The following is a 20,650-nucleotide window of genomic DNA, read 5'->3' as shown; positions in this document are numbered from 1 at the left end:
TACCTCAATCTTCCATCTGTAAGCGAAACCAAAGAGCATAAAGCGCCGGCACAAACAATAGCGTGATCAGAGTGCCGACCGCCACGCCACCGATAAGGACATAAGCCAGCGGCCCCCAGAACAGGTCAAAGGTCAGAGGAACAAACGCCAGAACGGCCGCCAGGGCGGTGAGTACCACGGGTCGGGCACGCTGGACTGCCGCCTCGACAACGGCTTCCCGGGCAGCCATCCTTGCTTTGAAGTTGTCCTGCACCTGCTGCGTCAGAATCATGGTATTTCGCATCAGGATGCCGCCCAGGCCAATCAGCCCCAGCAGCGCGGTAAAGCCAAAGGGTTGATTAAACAGCAGCAAAGCCAGCACAGCCCCGATCAGACCCAGTGGCGCGGTGGCAAGAACAGTCAATGTGCCGATAAAGGAACGCATCTGAAGCATGATAAAGATCAGCATCAACGCCAACATCACCGGTTGTAATGTCTGGATTGAAGCATTGGCTTTGGCTGATTGTTCCACCGTACCGCCGATTTCAATACGGTAACCCTCCGGCAACTGTTCGCGCAGGCCCGTCATCGCACTCCATATCTCCTTGGTAACATCCGGTGGCTGGGCACCTTCTACATCGGCCTGAACGGCCAGGAAGGGGTCACGGTTGTAACGCTTTATGACGGGGTCCTCGTAACGAACCTGCCACTTGCCCAGTTGCTGTACGGAAAGTTTGCGGCCGTCGCGGGTTTTGATCTCAAGATCTTCCGGCATGATCACTTCGCCACGGGCATTACGCGCCACCAGTTGAACGCTCCTTATGCCCTGGCGCAGTTCGGTGACGGCCACTCCGCGGAGTTGGAACTGCAGTTGCCGGGCAACTTCCGCCGGGGTCAGGCCCATCCAACCCAGGTTTTCCGGGTCCATATCAAGATAGAGAGTGGGCACACGCTCATCCCATTCGAGATGCGGCATGACGATATTCGGATGCCCGGTCATGAGAGTGCGGATCTGGTGCGCGATCTCTCTGAGTTGATCGGATTCCGGACCCAGCACACGAAAACTGACCGGCCAGACCACCGGGGGACCGTACAGCAAACGCGTCACCCGCACTCGTGCCTCCGGAAATTCACCCGCCGCGATTCTGGTTTCCAGCGCCGAGATGATGCGATCGCGCCCTTCAACGTCCTGCCCAATGGCAATCAACTTGGCAAATGCCGGGTCCGGCTGCTCGGGGTTGGCCGATACGAAGAATCGGGGTGCACCGGCACCGATGTAAGCGGAAAGGCTTTTCACCTCCGGCATGTCCATCAGAATCGCTTCCAGGCGTCTGACACTTTGATCCGTGGTGGCAATAGCGCTCCCCTGCGGAGCGTAGACACTGATCAGAACTTCGGGGCGATCAGAACTGGGGAAAAATTGCTTCTGCACCTGGGTTGCCATCCCGAAAGCACTGATCGCCAGCAAACCCACTGTGATAAAAACGACGGTTTTCCGGTACTGTACACACGCTGTGATCACTCTACGCAACCGCTGATAAAACGCGCTTTGGTAGAGGTCCTGGCCCGTATGCCCGGTGTAATCGGGCAAGAGCTTGACGCCCAGATAAGGCGTAAAAGTTACCGCCACCACCCAGGAAATCAACAACGAAAAAGCGAGCACCCAGAAGATGTTGCCGGTGTATTCTCCCACTCCGGACTGGGCAAATCCGATGGGAACAAATCCGGCCACCGTCACCAGCGTTCCAAACAGCATGGGCGCGGCTGTTACGCTCCAGGCATGACTGGCTGCCCGTACCCGGTCCCAGCCGCTCTCCATCTTCACAATCATCATTTCAATGGCGATGATCGCATCGTCCACTAACAGACCCAGTGCGATAATCAACGCACCCAGGGTGATGCGGTCCAGGTTTATGCCCGCCATTTTCATCAACAAGAAAGTCAGGCCGAGGGTCACAGGAATCGCAATGCCCACCACCAAACCCGCGCGCAGACCGATCGCCAGTATGCTAACCCCCATCACCACGACCAACGCAACCAGAAACTTGACCTGAAAAAGATCAACCGCCTGAGTGATGGCTTCCGCCTGATCGGTCAGGGTCTGTATTGACATTCCCAGCGGCAGCCTGCCCTGTTCGGCACTGACAAACTCGCGCAGCCGCTCACCAAACTCCAGGCCATTTTCACCCGCGCGCATGACGACACCTAACAGGATCGCATCCTCACCGTTGGAGCGGACGATGTAGCTCAAAGGATCTTCATAACCTAAACGCACCTCGGCCAGATCAGACACGGTGATAAGCTGGTCTCCGATACGCAGAGGTACTGAGGTGAGGCGCTCAAGGTCAGACAGGTCGATGTTGCTGCGGACATAAACCCGCGGGCCGGCAAGATCAACAAAGCCAAGAGGCTGAAGACGGTTGTTGGCCTCTATCGCCTGCAACACCTCTTCTGCCGACAAACCGAGGTTGTTGAGCCGGTCCTGATCAAATTCGAGATACACCCGCTCAGGACGCTCCGCCAGGAGCTGTGCTTTTTGCAAGCCGGGCAGCCGTTGCAAGCGATCCCGTATCGATTCTGCCTCTCGGGTCAGTTCACGCATTGGCATCCCGGGTGCCGTCAGCGCCAGCAGGGAGAAATACACATCCGCGAAATCATCGTTGACGATGGGGCCGATCACACCCCGGGGCAGATTGGGCCTCTCATCGAGCATGCGTTTGCGGACTTGATAGAAGAGGTCCGGCACTTTTTCGCTGGGCGTAGAATCCTGGAATCGGATAACCATGGCGGCCTGCCCGGGCCGGATGGTTGTTTCAATGGTATCGGTATACGCCACCTCCTGAACTCGCTTTTCCAGACGATCCACGACCTGATTCTGCAGCACCTCAGGGGTTGCTCCTGGCCAGACGACAGAAACCACCATCGCCCGGACGGTGAACGCAGGGTCTTCCGCCCTACCAAGGGAGGAGAACGCGTAGAAACCGGCAACAACGGACAGCAAAAGAAAAAAGAGGGTGACCGAACGCTCGCGCACTGCCAGCGCGGAAAGATTCGGTAAGCTCATTGAGCCAGCTCCCGCACCGCCATGCCAGGCGTGAGCAGGTGTGTCCCCAACGCGACGATGGGCGTTCCCGCGTTGATATCGGCCTTGATCTGCGCATACTCTTCACCCAGATCGATCACCTCGACCGCAAGGGGCTTCACCGTGCCATCGGAGACCAACCAGACCTGCGGCGTTTGCCCTCTCTCATCGAGGGCACCCAGCGGTACGCGATGGCTGGGCGCGGTTTGCTTCTGTGCTAACTGGACACTCACCACCGAACCCAGGGTTAAAGATGAGGGGTAGGGCCCCTCCAGGCTGTATCGGGCACGCCAGCTCCGGCTTGCCGGGTCGGCAGCCCCGGCAATCTCTCTCAGGCTCACAGCAAGCTGTTCGCCATTGGGTAAAGGAACATAACCGCGCCTGGGCGGGCTACTGCCCTCTGGCAAAAAAACCTCGACTTCCAGCGATTGATCTTCGGCCAGAACGGCAAGGGTTTGACCGACACCCACAACCTGGCCGGGTTCAACGATGACCTCAGTGACCACGCCTGCATGGGCGGCTTTCAGTTCCGCATACCCCAGGGCATTCTGAGCCTGCTGATTGCGTGCAGAAGCCGTTTGCACCTGGCTGCGCGCCTCACGCTCTGCCAATTCAAGGCGTTGCAGGGTTTGTTCGCTGACAAACTGACGCCCCACAAGTTGCTGTTGGCGCTGGAGCTCATTGGTGGTAATTGCCAGGGCCGCTTCTGCACGCTTCAGATCCGCGGCGGCTCCCTCCGCCGTTGCTACAAGGTCTCGTGTATCGAGTTTGAACAGTAAGTCGCCTTTTTCCACGCGTTGACCGGCATCAATGTAACGATGTTGAATCCGACCGGCGATCTGAAAGGCCTGAGGAACTTCGTGGCGGCCTCGCAGGGTTCCTGAAAATCTGTGCGTTGTTGGGCCGGCGTCCTTTAGTTCAACTGTTTTTACCCAGGGGATAGGGGCGCGGGCCTCTGGGGGCGGTTCCGAAGACTGCTGACAACCAGACAGAATGAGCAGCGAGATAAACAGTGTCAGCATACAGCGCATGGCAGGTGTCCCGATTGGCAAAATCAAGGTGTGGGTATCAGTTCTCGCGGTGTCTGGACAAAGCAAGTTGCAGGATGGCATCGCGAACGGCTTCCTTCTGTTCCATGGGCAGAAAATGAGTCGTACCCTCAAGAACCCTCACGTCAGCCGAGGGCAACAAGGTCTGCAGACGTTTTTGCGCCGCCGGCGAGAAGGTTGACCCGCGTTCCGCCGCCAGCGCGATAACCGGGCACCGCAACTGACGAATACCGGGCCAGGGGTTGTGTTCGGTATGGGCAAAGGTGGTGCTCTCCCACTCCGGCGCACACGCCAGGCGAACTTGATCGTCCTGCGGCAGAAAAGCGTGTTGGATGTAGGCCTCCAGCCATGCATCGGGCCAGGTCTTGAAGCCACCGCGGCCCCGATAGTTGTCCAGCGCAGCAGCGTGCGAGTCGAATACCCGGCGCCGACGTGCGGCTCCGGCGGCCAGTGACAACCGATGTGACTGGCGTAGCAGCTTGGCCAGCCACAACTTCAGGCCCTGCCCCGGATCCATGATCACCGGTTCCGCCAGAATCAGGCCCAGCACTTTGTCTGGCCGTCGGGCAGCGGCCATGATGCTGGTGGTGGCACCGATAGAATGGCCGGCGAGCCAGACCGGCTCGTCCAGGCTACCCAGCAGAGCGGTCATGTCGCGATAGTAGGTTTCCCAGCCCCGGAATGTCGAAAAGTTCGCCGCACCGGCGCTGGCCCCGTGCCCCCGCATGTCCCAGGCCAGGACATTGACGTCCGTGGCAAGCCCATCAAGGAGGGGGCGGTACAGGCGGCCATGGAAACCCGTTGCATGCGCCCAGTGCACCGTGGGGCGCGCTTTGGATTGCGGCCAGCGCCACAGTGCGATCTCCGCGCCATCCGGCGCCTGGAATTGGTCGCGTTCAGGGTTGTTGTGCTTATTGTTCATGAAGATCTGCTTCTTTGGCCGCCACTGTCGGGAGCAACAACTGAACCTGACCGCTGGCGATCGGTTTGCGCTTATCGCCCTGCCAGCAGGTCACCCGGACCAGGCTGCTCCGCCTGCCTTGTCGAACAATTTCGGCGCTGGCGAACGTCGATCGGGCCTGCGCGGAACGGAGGTAGTTAATGTGGCTGTCGAGAATGCGTGGGCAACGTTTGTCGGTATCCTGGCTTTGCGCAGCGACCCGCGCGGTGAGTTCGATCAGGGCGCCAAGCACGCCGCCATGGAGGGCGGGTAGCATAAAGTTGCCAATGAGCGCTTCACGACACGGCATATGAACCACTAGACCTACATCGTCGCGTTGAACCTCAAGCCCAAGGTGCCGTGCGTAGGGAATGCGCTCCAGCAGAGCCTGCCAGTCGGAACATTCTTTCCCGCTTTCGGTAGGGCCTGAGATGGGTTGTGCCGAATCGCCAGTCGTGCTCATGCGCCCTCCTTTTTTCGTCCACCGGCCTGGAATCGCTGGCCCTGGGTGTTGCGCATGAAGGTGGCGTTTGCCGTCGCTAACAGTGCACTATCGCTCTCGCTGAGGATGTCGCAATGGATGAACGCGACCTCGTCCGTTAAATGACGACAGGTGGCCACCGCCAAGAGGGCACGGTCGCCGATGGCGGGCCGCAGATAATCCATGCGCAGATCCAGCGTGGCAATGGGCATCAACTCCAGGGCCCCCGCGAATACCGCCAAGCCTCCGGCGGAGTCGGCCAGCGAGTAGAGCACGCTGGTGCAGATTTCTTTTGTATCCTCTTCGGCGAACATCCACGGCTGTGGGGTCAGGCGCATGCAGACCTGGTTTCCGTTCACAGAGACAACCTGCATACCCAGATCCCTGCCGTGGGGAACCTGTTCGGTGAACTGCCACGCCGTCGTCACAGCGTCACTGTGCTGAGCTCTGTTCGACTCCGTCATCAGATCTGCCCACCCCGGTTTGCATTTCGCACAGGGGCGGAAGTGGCGGGAAACAGCTGATTGTCATATGTCATTGCCATGTCAGTTTCTTCCGAATAACATTGTTGCTGGATTTTGGTTGGTTAACCAACCAAAAGTCAAGAATCTGTTGAGGCAAATGGCACGCCACCCGTGCAATGGCGTACGATCAGTGTAACAAGTCAGGTGGTGGCCGCTCTGATGAATAACGAACTGGCTTGCTGAGGAGATACTTAAGCGATGGTTAACAGACAGATGGCTCCTCCAAGCAAACTGGGCGACCAGGGCGACGTTTTGTCTAACGCAGCCAGGCTTTTTCGTGAGAAAGGCTTTGAAAGGACGTCGCTCAAGGAGATTGCCGAGGCCTGCAATATGCTGCCCGGAAGTCTGTATTATCGTTACAACAGCAAGGAAGCGCTGCTTGTCGAGCTGATGCGCCGGGGGGTGGACCTGGTTACCGCAGAGGTCGAGTCGGCTTACGCCAGTTCGGATGACCCGGTTGAGCGTTTACGTCTTTGTATCAACGCGCATCTGCGAGCCCTGTTGGTCGATTCGGACGCGGTTTACGTGCTGCTGTTTGAATGGCGGGCGCTGGGCCCGGAGGCTCGCGAGGAAATCATCGAACTGCGTGACCAGTACGAGTCCCTGTGGGCCGGTATCCTCGAAACAATGATTGCGCAGGGCGTGGTCCGCAAGAATATTGATGGCCGCCTGCTTCGCCTGATCGGCCTTGGGGCGCTCAACTGGGTTGCAACCTGGTTCGACCCGAACGGGGCTCATTCACTCGACACCATTGGCGACTTGATCTGGCAGATCGCTATGGACGGTGTGATCAATAAAGGGGGGCAGGCATAGGTTCTGGCTTCACAAACGCAAGCAAGTAGCCTCTGTTTATGATCGCTAATCATGCGGATGCACGGTTTGTGATCTGACATTTTGCCTGAACTGCTCAGGCGACTGGTCAAACCAGCGCTTGAAGGCGCGTCTGAAATTGGCACTGTCGTGATAGTTCATCAACGCGGCAATGGCCTCGATTGACAGCTGGCTGTCACGCAAGTAGGTCGCTGTCTGCTGGGACAGAATCTCGTCGCGAACTTTCCGAAAACCGCTGCGTTCCTGTTTGAGTTTGCGTGCCAGGGTGCGTTTGCTCATGAACAACGAGGCTGCTGCTTCGTCTTCACTGAGCGTTCCGGGCGGTCGGGACAACATCATCATCTTCAGCTGGGTCTGATAGCTCGGTTTATCCGACTGAAGTTGCGCAAGCATCGATTCACACTGTTGCAAGGCCAGACGATAGTTTTCGTGATTGGCGGAGGCATTCGGTTCCTGACACAACGACATCGGCAACGTAAGTTTTAACTGGTCGCAATCAAAGCGAATCTGCCCGGGCAAAAAATCGGCATACATTGCCTGATACGGGGGTTCAGGATGAGCGAAGCATATTTCAGCCTCATGCAAAGGGCGACCAATTATAAACTCGCCAAATTCAAAAAGGGCCTTAACCATCGCATCCGACAGGCACCGCTGTATGTCATCGTCCAGCGACTCCTGGTAGTCCAGAATACATTCCAGGCGCTCGTTGACTTGCCGCAAATGCAGTTGGATGAAGCTCGCGCGCGTGGGCAGAAAAGTATGAATCGCTTGCAGCGCAGTGAGAAAGTCGGGGCTGCTGTAGGCCACGAATCCCATCGCACCATGGGTTGCCGGGGTCAGTCGCTTGCCTAGCCATAACCCTAATTCCGGCTGGCCGGACAAATCCAGTGCGTTGCGCAGAATCCGCACCTGCTGCGCTGCGGTAAGCAGGCTTTCCTCGCTCAGGAATTGCGTCACACCAAGCCCGGTGCCGAGCAGCAGACGTGGCAGTTGTTTGGCTGTTAAATCGAGCTCACGTGCAATGAGCCGTGAGTAATTCGATGGAATACCGGGACCGGATTTTTGCAAATCACCCGTCTTCTGCGTCGTCATCATCGATCTTCCCCGTCCTAAATGATCGTCATTTTGTCTTTAAATGACCTCAGCTTGTCAAGAAATGACCTGACAGGAGTGTCGTCAGACAGACAATATCTATTACTGAACACTACTGGCAGGAGAACAATAATGGGCAAGATTACTTTTATAGAACATGATCAAACTGAACATGTTGCTGAATTCAAAGCTGGTTCCTCGGTAATGCAAATCGCCGTTGACAATCTGATTCCCGGTATTGACGGGGATTGTGGGGGAGAGTGTGCCTGTGGTACCTGCCACGTGATCGTCTCGGACGATTGGTTCAGAAAGACAGGTACGCCTGGTGGTGAGGAAGAGCAAATGCTGTCAATGACCCCGGAGCGGGCAAGCACTTCGCGCCTGGGCTGCCAGGTGGTCATTACTGATGAAATGGACGGCATGACCGTGCATTTACCCGAGTTCCAGATGTGATCATAGGAGGACGCATGCCAACACTGTCCAAAACATTTGACGACATTCAGTCCCGAGTGATTAATGCTACCTCCAGGGTGGTGCCGATGCACAGGCAGATCCAGGGGCTGAAACTGTTAATGGGCGCCAAGAAGAAGGCCTTCGGCCCACGCCGGCCCGTGCCCGAATTTGTTGAATCAGCCATCCCGGACGTTAACACGCTGGCCCTTGAGGACATCGATGTCAGCAATCCGTTTTTATATCGGCAGGATCAGTGGCGCGCCTATTTCAAACGGTTGCGTGATGAGGCTCCGGTCCATTACCAGAAGAACAGCCCCTTCGGCCCCTTCTGGTCGGTGACTCGCTTTGAAGACATCATGTTCGTGGATAAGAGTCACGACCTGTTTTCCGCCGAGCCGCAAATCATTCTGGGTGACCCTCCAGAGGGGCTGTCGGTGGAAATGTTCATAGCCATGGATCCGCCAAAACACGATGTGCAGCGCAGCTCGGTTCAAGGCGTGGTGGCACCGAAGAACCTGAAGGAAATGGAGGAGCTGATCCGATCGCGTACCGGCGATGTGCTTGACAGCCTGCCTCTGGGCCAGCCCTTCAACTGGGTGCCCACTGTATCGAAGGAACTCACCGGTCGCATGCTCGCAACCCTTCTGGATTTTCCTTACGAGGAACGTCACAAGCTGGTTGAGTGGTCGGATCGGATGGCCGGGGCAGCATCGGCAACCGGCGGCGAGTATGCCGATGAAGAGATCATGTTTGACGACGCGGCTGACATGGCCTGGTCCTTCTCCAGGCTCTGGAGGGATAAGGAAGCGCGCCGCGCGGCGGGCGAAGAGCCCGGTTTCGATTTGATCAGCCTGCTACAGAGCAACGACGACACCAAAGATCTGATCAATCGCCCGATGGAGTTTATCGGCAATCTGACGCTGCTTATCGTTGGCGGCAATGATACCACTCGCAACTCAATGAGTGGTGGCCTGGTGGCCATGAACGAATTCCCAAAGGAGCTCGAAAAACTGAAGGCAAAACCGGAACTGATTCCGAACATGGTGTCGGAAATCATCCGCTGGCAAACGCCGCTGGCCTATATGCGCCGAGTCGCCAAGCAAGATGTTGAGCTGGGCGGCCAGACCATCAAAAAGGGCGATCGCGTTGTGATGTGGTACGCCTCGGGCAACCGTGACGAGCGCAAGTTCGAAGACCCCGATCACTTCATTATCGATCGCAAGGACGCACGAAACCATATGTCATTTGGCTACGGTGTTCACCGTTGCATGGGCAACCGCCTGGCCGAATTGCAACTGCGTATCCTATGGGAAGAGATTCTCAAACGCTTTGACAAGATCGAAGTCGTCGGCGAGCCGGAGCGCGTGCAGTCCAACTTCGTGCGGGGCTATTCGGAGCTGATGGTCCAGCTGACACCAAAAAGTTAATGAACAGGCTAACCAGGATGACGACCGAACAATTTGACTATGTCGTGGTTGGCGCGGGCTCGGCCGGATGTGCTGTCGCCAGCCGCCTGTCGGAGAGCGGTCGCCATTCTGTGCTGCTGCTTGAAGCCGGTCCGGAGAGCCGCCGCAACCCTTTCGTGAACATGCCGCTGGGTTTCCTGCAGCTAATGTTCAGCCGCCGCTACAACTGGCAGTTCAATACCGAACCGCAGCGTCACATGCACGACCGGGCGCTTTTTCAGCCGCGGGGCAAGATGCTTGGCGGTTCCAGCGGCATGAACGCGCAGGTCTATATTCGCGGGCATGCCCGGGACTACGACGAGTGGGCACGGCTGGGGTGCAAAGGGTGGTCATACGCCGAGGTGTTGCCCTACTTCCGCCGATCGGAACATTTCGAGCCCAAACTTACGCCGAATGAGGCAGAATTTCATGGTCAGGGTGGTCCGCTGAACGTTGCCGAGCGCCGCTATACCAATCCGCTGAGCACGGCGTTTGTCGAGGCGGCGACCCAGGCAAAGTACCGGCTCAATACAGATTTCAACGGCAGTGAGCAGGAGGGCGTGGGCTTCTACTACGCCTACCAGAAAGACGGCACACGCTGTAGCAACGCGCGGGCCTATCTCGAACCCGCCACGGCGCGTTCCAACCTGACGGTTTGCAGCGGCGCGTATGTCACCCGGGTGCTACTCGAAGACACCCGCGCCACCGGTGTCGAATACCGCGATACAAAGGGGCTGACGCAGGTTCGTGCCGGGCGCGAAGTTGTGCTCTGCGGCGGCGCGTTCAACTCGCCGCAACTGCTGATGCTGTCCGGGATCGGTCCGCGGGAGGAGCTGTCCCGGCATGGCATAGAACTGCGCCATGCGTTGGAGGGCGTCGGGCAGAATCTCCAGGATCATATCGACGTGTTCGTGCGCGTCAGCGCCCGCAGCCGCCAAAGCATCTCGATGCATCCGAGCTACTGGCTCAAGGGGCTGTGGGGCGCTTTGACGTATCTGAGCGGTCGGCGGGGCGTGCTGTCGAGCAACGGCGCCGAGGCCGGCGGGTTCATCCGCTCCCGGCCCGAGGAGCCGGTACCCGACCTGCAGCTGCACTTCGCGCCAATGCTGTACGACGATCACGGGCGAGACCTGAAGACCGCGATGAGCGGTTATGGCTACGCGGTGATGATCTACGGGCTTAGGCCGTCGTCGCGCGGGCGCGTCGGTCTGCACAGTGCCGACCCGTTTGCCGCGCCGCTGATCGACCCCAACTACATGGCCGAGTCCGCCGATGTCGAGCGACTGGTGCGCGGTGTCCACCTGGTGCGCAAGATCCTGGCGCAGGCGGCGTTTGCCCCGCACCACGAGGTTGAGGTCTTGCCCGGGCCGGCGCTGCAGAATGACGACGATCTCGCCGCATGGGTACGGCGCAGCGGTGAATCAGCGTACCACCCGGTTGGCACCTGCAAGATGGGTGTTGATCCGATGGCGGTGGTCGATCCGCGCCTGCGCGTGCATGGCCTGCAATGCCTGCGGGTGGTCGATGCCTCCATCATGCCGACGCTGGTCGGCGGAAACACCAATCAGCCGGCAACCATGATCGGCGAGAAAGGTGCCGCGATGATACTTGAGGATGCCGGGGAGATGGTCGGCTGAGCTCCGCGCGCGCGGGCGTCACAGGGCTCAGTTGGCATCTGGACTTCTGATCAATCTGATTCCAAAGAACAGTAGAAAGAGACAGGCTATGGCAAACCAACAGAAAGAGACGACAGTCATCGTTGGCGGCGGGCACGCAGCAGGTGCGCTCCTGACAACCTTGCTGCAAAAGAAATATCAACATGAGGTGGTCCTGGTGGGCGAAGAGCCACATCCACCCTATCAGCGGCCGCCCCTGTCCAAGAACTACCTGGCAGGCGAGGTGGATCAGGAGTCGCTGTACCTCAAGCCGCGCTCGGTGTACGAGAACGCCGGCCATCAGTTGCGGCTCGGTGTACGTGCCGAACAAATTGATCGGGACAACAAGACCATCAGTTTGTCGGACCAGAGCACATTGAAATACGATCGACTGGTCCTGGCCACGGGGTCACACGTTCGACGCCTGAACGCACCCGGGGCTGACTTGAAGGGCATTCATTACCTACATGACATAGCTGACTCGGATGCCCTGCGTGAACAACTGGTTCCGGGGAAACGCTTGGTCATCGTGGGTGGTGGTTACATTGGCCTTGAAGTGGCAGCCAGCGCTACCAAAAAAAGCGTTGATGTCACGGTACTGGAAGCGGCCGAGCGTCTTATGCAGCGTGTAACAGGCCCGGAAATGTCGGAGTTTTTTTACACCAAACACAGTAACGCTGGCGTGGATCTACGCCTGAACACGGCGGTAACCGGTTTCGAAGCTAGCGATCAGGGGCATGTGGCTGGCGTGACATTGGCGAGCGGCGGCACTGTACCGGCCGACATCGTGCTCGTTTCAGTGGGTGTTGTGCCGGAAACCGCGCTGGCTGAGGCCGCCGGCCTGCCCTGTGATGACGGCATTATTGTTGACGAGTTTACCCGCACAGAAGATCCAGCCATCCTGGCGATCGGCGACTGTACCCGCCACCGGAATCTTTTCTTCGAGAAGATGCAGCGCCTTGAATCTGTCGCCAACGCGGTTGATCAGGCCCGGACAGTGGCGGCAACCCTGATGGGCGAGAAGAAACCCTATAATAGCGCTCCATGGTTCTGGTCGAACCAGTATGACGTGCGTCTGCAGATGGTGGGGTTGTCGCAATATCATGATCAGCGTGTGCTGCGCGGAAGCCCGGAAGACAAGGGATTTGCGGTGTTCTATCTCCGCGATGGCTGTGTCATTGCTGTTGATGCGGTCAACCTGCCCATCGCTTTTATGGTCGGCAAGACCCTCGTTCAACAACGCAGGCAGGTCAATCCTGAAATGTTGAAGGATCCGGATATTGAACTGAAGTCCTTGGTGAGCGGTCAGTCCATAAATTGAAATTGACGACCGAGTAGAGCTGTGCCCTTAGTTTGCCCAAAATTGCGAAAGCAATGCACAACTCATACGGCCTATGGATATCATATCCTACGACCGACAGCTTTCAGTGAGCGCAAAGGATGCGTGAGCCACAACCGGCGGAATTTCCCGTAGCCAGACACATTACTGTTGCTCTGGTAAACCGAGAGCACCATAGCGAATGATATGGACTCCCCCTGCTCCCACGGCATCGATGTGCCACATTGAAGGTGTCTGACATCTTCAATCAAAAGCAGGAGGAGTCATCATGAATGTTACAACCATTGGCATCGATCTGGCGAAAACTGTGTTCAGTATTCATGGCACCGATCAACACGGCAAGGTCGTGGTTCGCAAACGACTGAACCGGCCCAAGCTGTTGCCTTATATCGCTCAGCTCCCACCCTGCCTGATTGGCATGGAAGCCTGCTCGGGTGCCCACCATTGGGCTCGGGAAATGACCAAACTCGGCCACGATGTCCGAATCATTGCACCCCGGTTTGTCGCGCCCTATCGCAAGAGCAGCAAGAACGACGACAACGATGCCGAGGCCATCTGTGAGGCAGTAGGTCGGCCGAATATGCGGTTTGTTCCAATCAAGACCGAAGACCAGCAAGCCGTACTGTGCCTGCATCGTATTCGCCGTGGACTGACCAAAGAACGCACCGCGCAGATCAATCAGATTCGTGGGCTGCTGGCCGAGTTCGGACTGATCATTCCCCAGGGCCGTTACGCCGCACGGCGCCGGGTTCCCGAAATCCTGGAGGATGCCGAAAACGACTTACCCATGCTCGCTCGCCGCTTAATCAACAACATCAACCAACGCATTCGACAGCTCGATGAAGAAATCCTGGCTTACGATCGGGAGGTCGAAGCGATGGCCCGGAGCGATGAGCAGGCCAAGCGCCTTATGGCCATACCGGGTATCGGACCACAGACCGCAACAGCCCTGCTGGCCAGTGCGCCTGACCCCAGACAGTTCAAAAGTGGGCGACACTTTGCCGCATGGTTGGGTCTGGTGCCCCGACAATACTCGACCGGTGGCAAGGTGCGACTTGGCCGAATCACCAAGCGCGGGGACAAATACCTGCGAACGCTGCTGATCCATGGCACCCGGGCAGTGATTGCAAAATTACCGGATAAGAATGATCGACTCAGTGACTGGGCCAAAGACCTGGTGGAACGACGTGGATACAAGCGGGCCGCCGTTGCGATGGCGGCCAAGAACGCCCGGATTATATGGGCACTACTCATGAATCAAACCGAGTTTAAGACACAGCCTGTGGAGGGCTAAAACCGAGCACCAACGACAGGCAGAACAAGCCTGCCAGAAGAGTCTTGCAACGGCAAGCGATGACGGAACGGTCAGACCGAGAGTGGGAGAACCTGTTTATTTCTGCGGCTCAGCGAAGCCGACTAACGAATAAGGTCCCCGCTCACACGCATCATCATCCTGGCCCGGGCAAAAACGCCCACAAAGAGGCCGAATGTAGAGCCGCAGTCTCAAACCGCTTCGGATTCAAATGGCGTTGCTTGACCGCAGGGGGAGTCCATGTAGGTGAAATAATTCTCTATATGTCCCACTAATAACCTCACCTTGCAATTACCGACGAAAATATGAACTTGATTTTACCCACAAAGAAAAAGCGAAGTCTCTATCGGCCATTATGGGTAGAGGTTCCGATCACTCAATCCTTCATAAGCAACATCGCCCATTCGGTGTCGACCTCTTGTTTTGGTTCATCTGAGCATATGCTTTTTCATGCGGATGGGTGGTGGCAGCCAAGACAGGGCTTTTCAGACTGCAAGCTTCAAGCGGTGTGTAAATCAAACACAGTAAGATTCCGGCTTATTGATGGTGGACATCAAGAACCGATAGTTACGAGCGGTATTAATGTTAAGACACTTGCTCGATTAAATGAAACTTGCGGGACTACTGAAAAGGTTTTCTATAGTAAGGACGTGCCGGTCCTGATGGCTATATACTACTCGACTAAACGATACGAGACCTTTAAATGATGCATAAGGCTGGGGCTATATACCTAAGGAAGATCTGAATAACCGCTGGTTTTTGCCCCTTTTCCGCAATCTTGGCGGAAAAGGGGCGCATTGGTCTTACGCTGCAGGTTTTTTATCAATCAGCAGGTTGCTGAAAGCGACCAGCAAATGCAGACGGTTGGTATACTTGGCATTTAAAAGCGATATGCAACACCGATGCTCACGATAGTGGGGTCCACTTCCACTTTTGCCTGAACAGGGGCCGGGCCCAGGTTACCGGTGATATCCGCCTCGAAGGGTGCATATCTAACGTCAAAATTTGCCGACCAGTTATTGTGTATCCTCCAGCGAAAACCAGCCTGAACCGCAGGGGCCCATGTATCTTCGACGTCGAAGTCGGTTAGTGCGCGATCCTTCTCATCTAAAAAGAGAATCCGTCCTACACCCGCTCCAAAGTACGGAGAGAAGTTGCTACCCGTCAAAACATGATACTGAAGCGAAAGAATTACCGGACCATAATCTGTTTGACCAAGAAAAAGACCGGAGAGAGACTCTTCGCCCTGGAGGTCCGCACTAGCGGGAATGCCGCCAAAAATGTTAAATGCCAGCTGATTACTCAGAAAATACGACACGTCGAATGATACGGTCGTATCGTTGTTAATAGACAGGTTGGAATTTGGAACGGGGGCACTCCCCGCAGAGGCTGATCGCAAATCTTCATCGGTTAGAACTCTAGTGGCATTCAGCCCAACCACCCAGTCGCCTCTACTGTAAACCGGCTCAGATTGAGCGTTGGCCAGGCTCGCAGCAAGTGAAAGTAAAAGGAACGCCACTAACGAGACTTTACTAATTATTTTAGGTTTCATTTTTTATTATCCTTTTTGGTATTAAAACAAATTGGCTTTAGGTAAAACTGCAATTTTTCGTAACACAAATGCCACTCATTGAAGCTAGCTTGCCGGTTTATTGACTAATACTTCCCCATACTCAGAACGCAGCTTGTTTTTTAATACTTTCCCAGTGGCATTGCGTGGCAATCCTTCCACAAAGATCGCGCGATCCGGGATCTGCCACTTGGCGACTTTCCCTTGATAATGAGCAAGAAGTTCCTCCTCAGTAATATTTGCGTCGGGTATTTTTACTGCCAACAGGATCGGTCGTTCGTCCCATTTATCATGGGAGGCCGCCACTACGGCAGCTTCATTGATGGCAGAATGGCCCATTGCGATTCCCTCCAATTCGACTGTAGATATCCATTCACCACCAGATTTAATAATATCTTTTGAGCGGTCACGTATTGTCATAAATCCATCATCATTGATCGAAGCAACATCACCTGTCTCGAACCAACCGTCTTCCTCAAGAGTCTGATTTGGTTCAACACCGAAGTAATCGGCTACCACCCAATGACCACGGATGCGGAGATTTCCCTGAGCAATGCCATCTTCGGGCAGTTGATGGCCGTCTTCACCCACAATTTTGAGCTGCACCCCGTAGGGAGGCCGTCCCTGGCTTTCACGGATTTTGTTTCTTCCTTCCTCCGAAAGAGTATTGTGTTTCGACAGCAGTGCATTGACGGTTCCGATCGGTGATGTTTCTGTCATTCCCCATGCATGGACAACTTCTACGCCATACTTACCACGAAACTCCGACATCATTGAGGGCGGACAAGCGCTACCCCCTATCACCGTCCGTTTAAGCGACTGTGCCGAGGAGCCAAGCTCGTCCAAAGCCGAGAGAAGTCCCTGCCAAATTGTAGGCACACCCAGCGCAATCGTTACGCTTTCTGAATCGATCAGCTTGACCAAACTTTGTCCATCCAGGCCAGGACCAGGCAACACCAGTTTGGCTCCAACCATCGCCGTAATGTAGGGTACCCCCCACGCATTTACGTGAAACATAGGAACAACCGGCATCACCACGTCCCGTGCCGATAAATTCAGTGCGTCGGGTTGAGCAGCTACCAGCGCGTGCAGAACGGTGGAGCGGTGTGAATAGAGCACCCCTTTGGGATTTCCAGTGGTGCCCGATGTATAGCAGAGGCTTGAAGCCTGGTTTTCGGCGATTTCAGGCCAATTCGCGTTAGGCGTTCCTCGCTGGAGAAACTCTTCATAAAACAACAATCCTGGAAATTGCGCTGCAATTTCTTCGTCCGGTTCGGACATCAATACAAATTTCTCAACCGTCTCCAGTCGGTCTCGGATATTTGAAACAATGGGAAGGAACGTTTTGTCAAAGAATATGACTTTGTCTTGAGCATTGTTGATAACGTAAACGAGTTGTTCTGGAAACAGTCGCGGGTTAATGGTGTGACACACCATCCCGCCACCAGAGATGCCAAGGTAACATTCCAGGTGCCCCACGTTATTCCAACAAATGGTCGCGCACCGATCCCCCTGGACATAGCCTGCCGTTCGAAGCGCTGACGCAAGTTGTCGCGACCGCTCCGAAACAGTTGCCCAGTCAGATCGACTGGGATTTCCATCCGTTCCTATCGACACAATCTCAGCGTCTCCATGGTAGCGAGCAGCATGGTCGATCAAGGAATTCACGGTGAGCTCCATGTTCATCATTTGGCCAAGCACGTTTATCTCCTGTCGTTTTTGTAGTTGGTTGACGCGAGTATCTGGCGTCATTAAGGTCCAATGTAGAAGGCATAATCCGGGTTTGAACCTAAACATTTCCCAAGAGGATGTCGGCTGCATTTTCGGCAATCATCATGGTGGGTGCGTTGGTGTTACCGGCAACCAAACTGGGCATTATCGAGGCATCGACAACTCTTAGCCCTTCAATCCCTCTGACTTTTAATTCCGGATCAACGACTGAATCCGGATCCGCGCCCATACGACAAGTGCCAACGGGGTGGTAAATAGTCTCTGCATTTTCCCGGATAAAGTCCGCAATCTGACCGTCCGAAGACACCGAGTTTCCGGGCTTAATTTCTCGTTTACTATGTAAAGCCATTGTTGGTGCCCCGAGTATCCGTCGTCCAAATTTAACGGCCGAGATCATTGTTTTGATGTCTTCGGGGTTACTGAGATAATTGGGTTGAATCAACGGGTCGGCCAATGGGTCAGGGCTTTTGAGACCTATAAAACCGCGGCTTCTGGGCATTAGATCGCAAATATGCAAGGTGTACCCATACCCGGCCATCACTTTTCGTCCATGATCCTTCAGGTAAGTTGGCAAAAAGTGGAATTGCACATTTGGCCGTTCGCACGAGCGCTCGGATTTAACAAAGCCTCCGGACTCGGCAACATTACTGGTAAGAAATCCACGTCGCGCAAAGATATATGAGAATAATGCGCTCACGCCCCGAAACAGGAAACTGGGAGCAACGCCAATGGGCAAACGTGAGTTCGCCGCGTGCATGATCGTAATATCCAAATGATCAACCAGATTCTGGCCGACCTCAGGGAGATGATGCACAAGGGGGATCCCGTGTTTTCCAAGCTCTTCGCTATCACCGATTCCCGAAAGCATAAGTAGTTGTGGTGAATTAACCGCACCACCAGACAATATGACTTCACCGCCGTTATTGAGTCTAAGCTGGCGATATTCGCCCCCCTGGTTCAGTGTCACGCCGACTGCCCGCTTACCGTCCATTACCACCCGGGTTACCCGCGCGTCCGTTAGCACATCAAGATTAGGCCGGTTCTCCGCGACACGCAGAAATGCCTGCGCTGAACTCCAACGGCGACCATTTTTTTGTGTCACCTGGTAGAGTCCCAATCCCTCTTGCGTCTCTCCATTAAAGTCCGTGTTTATCGGGAGCTCTACATGAGGTGCCGCTCGAACAAAATCTCGACTCAACGGATTGACTGATTTGAGTTCACTTACGGTGAGCTCACCGCCCTCCCCATGGTAAGAATCTGCGCCAAAACGTTTATTATCTTCCAGTCGACGAAACAATTTTAAAGCGCGATCCCATCCCCAGAGGTCTGTCCCGGCAACTTGACCCCAGTGGTCATAATCGGCTTTGTGACCTCTGATATAGACCATGGCGTTGATAGAAGAGGACCCGCCAAGTGTTTTCCCACGAGGCCAAAACAGGCGGCGCTCCTTTAGATGTTCTTGAGGTTCGGTTTCAAGAGCCCAATTCAGCTTTTTACTATTGGAAAGGAGTGCTATACCTATAGGCATATGTATGAGTGGATTTTTATCCTTTGGGCCCGCTTCTAGCAACGCTACTCGCTTTGAAGAGTCCGCCGTAAGCCGATTGGCCAATACACAGCCCGCCGATCCCGCACCGACAATAATGTAATCGTACATAATAACTCTCTTATTATTTGATTATGCTCAGCCCAGAATACGAACAGCAGCCTCTATAAGACGCCGGACCCAGGCTGTATAGGGTGGAAAAAGAAGATGCATAAGAGAATGTTTATCCTCCATCAACGCCTTTTCATGCGAAAAAGCGCGGAAACCGTATTCACCGTGTGCCGCCCCTATCCCGGAATTATTAACTCCACCAAACGGCAGACCCGGATGTAGAAAATGCACAACTGTAAGGTTGACTCCTACAGCGCCGGAGCTCGTTCGCTCGATAATATCCGTGGCAAAAGACTCGTTTTTGTCGAATATGTAAAGCGCAAGCGGTTTAGGGTTATCGTTGATTTTCTTGATAACCAGATCAATATCGTCGAATTCAATAACGGGTAAGATCGGGCCGAATAACTCCTCACGTGAAATATCCATGTCGCTGGATACATTTGAAATCAACGTCGGAGCAATAAAATTCTCTTCAGCATCTGTAACACCGCCCTCAAAGACTCTTGCACCTTTGTTTTTGGCATCATCTATCAGGTTTGAAACTCGCTGGAAATGACGTCGATTTACAATCCGGCAATAGTCGGCGGTCGATTTCTGGGCTTCTGGTGTTTTTCCATAGACTCGCCCAATTTCCGTTTTAAGTGCTTCATTGAATTGATCTGCGATATTAACGTGCACAAAAACATGATCTGGGGCGATACAGGTCTGTCCATTATTGGCAAACTTACCCCAGACAATGTTTCTTGCAGCCCTCTTTATGTTGGCATCTGGGCCAACAATGGTCGGGGACTTACCCCCCAATTCCAGCGTCACTGAGGAAAGGTTCGTGGCGGCAGCCTCCATGACCACCTTGCCTACCGCAGGACTGCCCGTGAAGAATATGTGGTCGAAGGGTAAGGCCAACAGTTTCTGCGCTACCGCGGCATCACCCTCAATCACGGAAACCAGATCGGGAGGGAAGGTTTCGGCGACAATGTTGGCAATCACCTTTGAGGTATGTGGTGTCATTTCCGAGGGTTTAATGATGGCTCCGTTCCCTGCAGCCAACGCTGAGACGAGAGGCCCGAGCGCAAGATTGAGCGGATAATTCCACGGTGCAATAATCAGGCACACTCCCTTTGGTTCTGGCCGAACATAAGATTTCGTGCCCAGAACACCAACGGATGCAGCCACTCGCTTCGGACGCATCCATTTACGCAAGTGTTTTTTAGTGTGTCGAATTTCCTGAAGCACCGGCAGGAGTTCAGTTAATTTGACTTCTGGAGCGGGTTTTCGAAAGTCCGCCGCGCAAGCCGCAATGATGTTTGATTCGTGGCGTTTAATTGAATCCCGCAGCTGGTCGAGCTGCGCTATTCGAGCCTCCAAGGTAAAGCTTCCGCGACGCGCAAGTTGTGCCCGCTGTAGGGCCGCGAACGTTGAATCAATCGTATCGCTGGTTGACACATTGGTCACCCCAACCTCCGCCAGACTAGCAATCTGCATTATAAAATCACCTCTTGCCGAACGAGAC

General features: G+C 55.1%; 16 protein-coding genes. 6 read left to right on the top strand and 10 right to left on the bottom strand.

Features of this window, described 5'->3' with window-relative positions:
• Positions 1–4 precede the first annotated feature (4 nt).
• From ACZ5Q2_RS01635 to ACZ5Q2_RS01615, 5 genes are read right to left on the bottom strand one after another with little or no spacing between them, the layout of a single operon-like run.
• Positions 5–3,043, bottom strand: coding sequence for an efflux RND transporter permease subunit (locus ACZ5Q2_RS01635; protein ID WP_058091239.1), 3,039 nt, complete (start codon positions 3,041–3,043; stop codon positions 5–7).
• A complete protein-coding gene (locus tag ACZ5Q2_RS01630; RefSeq protein WP_227510245.1) occupies positions 3,040–4,083 on the bottom strand; it encodes an efflux RND transporter periplasmic adaptor subunit in 1,044 nt (347 codons plus the stop codon). The genes ACZ5Q2_RS01635 and ACZ5Q2_RS01630 overlap by 4 nt, the downstream gene beginning before the upstream one ends.
• A gap of 46 nt (positions 4,084–4,129) precedes the next feature.
• Positions 4,130–5,032, bottom strand: coding sequence for an alpha/beta fold hydrolase (locus ACZ5Q2_RS01625; protein ID WP_014422286.1), 903 nt, complete (start codon positions 5,030–5,032; stop codon positions 4,130–4,132).
• The gene (locus ACZ5Q2_RS01620) at positions 5,022–5,513 is read right to left on the bottom strand and encodes a PaaI family thioesterase (protein ID WP_014422287.1); all 492 of its coding nucleotides are present in this window, start codon (positions 5,511–5,513) and stop codon (positions 5,022–5,024) included. The genes ACZ5Q2_RS01625 and ACZ5Q2_RS01620 overlap by 11 nt, the downstream gene beginning before the upstream one ends.
• Positions 5,510–5,995 (bottom strand): PaaI family thioesterase, encoded by a 486-nt coding sequence (locus ACZ5Q2_RS01615; RefSeq protein WP_014422288.1) that lies wholly within the window; start codon positions 5,993–5,995, stop codon positions 5,510–5,512. Before ACZ5Q2_RS01615 ends, ACZ5Q2_RS01620 begins: the two co-directional genes overlap by 4 nt.
• A 258-nt stretch (positions 5,996–6,253) precedes the next feature.
• Here ACZ5Q2_RS01615 and ACZ5Q2_RS01610 point away from each other — a divergent pair, with 258 nt between their 5' ends.
• The gene (locus ACZ5Q2_RS01610) at positions 6,254–6,868 is read left to right on the top strand and encodes a TetR/AcrR family transcriptional regulator (protein ID WP_014422289.1); all 615 of its coding nucleotides are present in this window, start codon (positions 6,254–6,256) and stop codon (positions 6,866–6,868) included.
• 45 nt (positions 6,869–6,913) lie between these two features.
• On the opposite strand, the gene ACZ5Q2_RS01605 is transcribed toward ACZ5Q2_RS01610, so the two are convergent.
• A complete protein-coding gene (locus tag ACZ5Q2_RS01605) occupies positions 6,914–7,981 on the bottom strand; it encodes an AraC family transcriptional regulator (RefSeq protein ID WP_014422290.1) in 1,068 nt (355 codons plus the stop codon).
• A gap of 129 nt (positions 7,982–8,110) precedes the next feature.
• Between ACZ5Q2_RS01605 and ACZ5Q2_RS01600 the strand changes: the two genes are divergently transcribed.
• From ACZ5Q2_RS01600 to ACZ5Q2_RS01580, 5 genes are all read left to right on the top strand, one after another.
• Complete coding sequence (locus tag ACZ5Q2_RS01600) at positions 8,111–8,431, top strand: 2Fe-2S iron-sulfur cluster-binding protein (protein WP_008170311.1); 321 nt, start codon at positions 8,111–8,113, stop codon at positions 8,429–8,431.
• 14 nt (positions 8,432–8,445) lie between these two features.
• Positions 8,446–9,858, top strand: a complete 1,413-nt coding sequence (locus ACZ5Q2_RS01595) for a cytochrome P450 (protein ID WP_041654913.1) — start codon at positions 8,446–8,448, stop codon at positions 9,856–9,858.
• A gap of 17 nt (positions 9,859–9,875) precedes the next feature.
• A complete protein-coding gene (locus ACZ5Q2_RS01590; RefSeq protein WP_225316732.1) occupies positions 9,876–11,513 on the top strand; it encodes a GMC family oxidoreductase in 1,638 nt (545 codons plus the stop codon).
• Between the two features lie 88 nt (positions 11,514–11,601).
• Positions 11,602–12,852 carry an NAD(P)/FAD-dependent oxidoreductase gene (locus ACZ5Q2_RS01585; protein ID WP_041654915.1) on the top strand — a complete coding sequence of 417 codons (1,251 nt, stop codon included), beginning with the start codon at positions 11,602–11,604 and terminating at the stop codon, positions 12,850–12,852.
• 286 nt (positions 12,853–13,138) lie between these two features.
• Entirely contained in the window at positions 13,139–14,164 is a 1,026-nt protein-coding gene (locus tag ACZ5Q2_RS01580) for an IS110 family RNA-guided transposase (RefSeq protein ID WP_008170306.1), read from the top strand.
• A gap of 898 nt (positions 14,165–15,062) precedes the next feature.
• Here the strand turns inward: ACZ5Q2_RS01580 and ACZ5Q2_RS01575 are convergent.
• The 4 genes from ACZ5Q2_RS01575 to ACZ5Q2_RS01560 all read right to left on the bottom strand — a co-directional run bounded on the left by ACZ5Q2_RS01575 (position 15,063) and on the right by ACZ5Q2_RS01560 (position 20,622).
• Positions 15,063–15,734, bottom strand: coding sequence for an OmpW/AlkL family protein (locus tag ACZ5Q2_RS01575; RefSeq protein WP_008170303.1), 672 nt, complete (start codon positions 15,732–15,734; stop codon positions 15,063–15,065).
• A gap of 84 nt (positions 15,735–15,818) precedes the next feature.
• On the bottom strand, positions 15,819–17,504 hold the full coding sequence (locus ACZ5Q2_RS01570) for a long-chain fatty acid--CoA ligase (RefSeq protein ID WP_236040830.1): 1,686 nt from the start codon (positions 17,502–17,504) through the stop codon (positions 15,819–15,821).
• A 37-nt stretch (positions 17,505–17,541) separates the two neighbouring features.
• Complete coding sequence (locus tag ACZ5Q2_RS01565; protein ID WP_058091244.1) at positions 17,542–19,140, bottom strand: GMC family oxidoreductase; 1,599 nt, start codon at positions 19,138–19,140, stop codon at positions 17,542–17,544.
• Positions 19,141–19,167: 27 nt separating this feature from the next.
• Entirely contained in the window at positions 19,168–20,622 is a 1,455-nt protein-coding gene (locus ACZ5Q2_RS01560; protein ID WP_058091245.1) for an aldehyde dehydrogenase family protein, read from the bottom strand.
• Between the last annotated feature and the right edge of the window lie 28 nt (positions 20,623–20,650).

The sequence above is a fragment of the Marinobacter alkaliphilus genome (genome assembly GCF_055394375.1).
The sequence above is the reverse complement of the archived record's forward strand: the minus strand, read 5'-3'. Positions and strand labels throughout refer to the sequence as shown.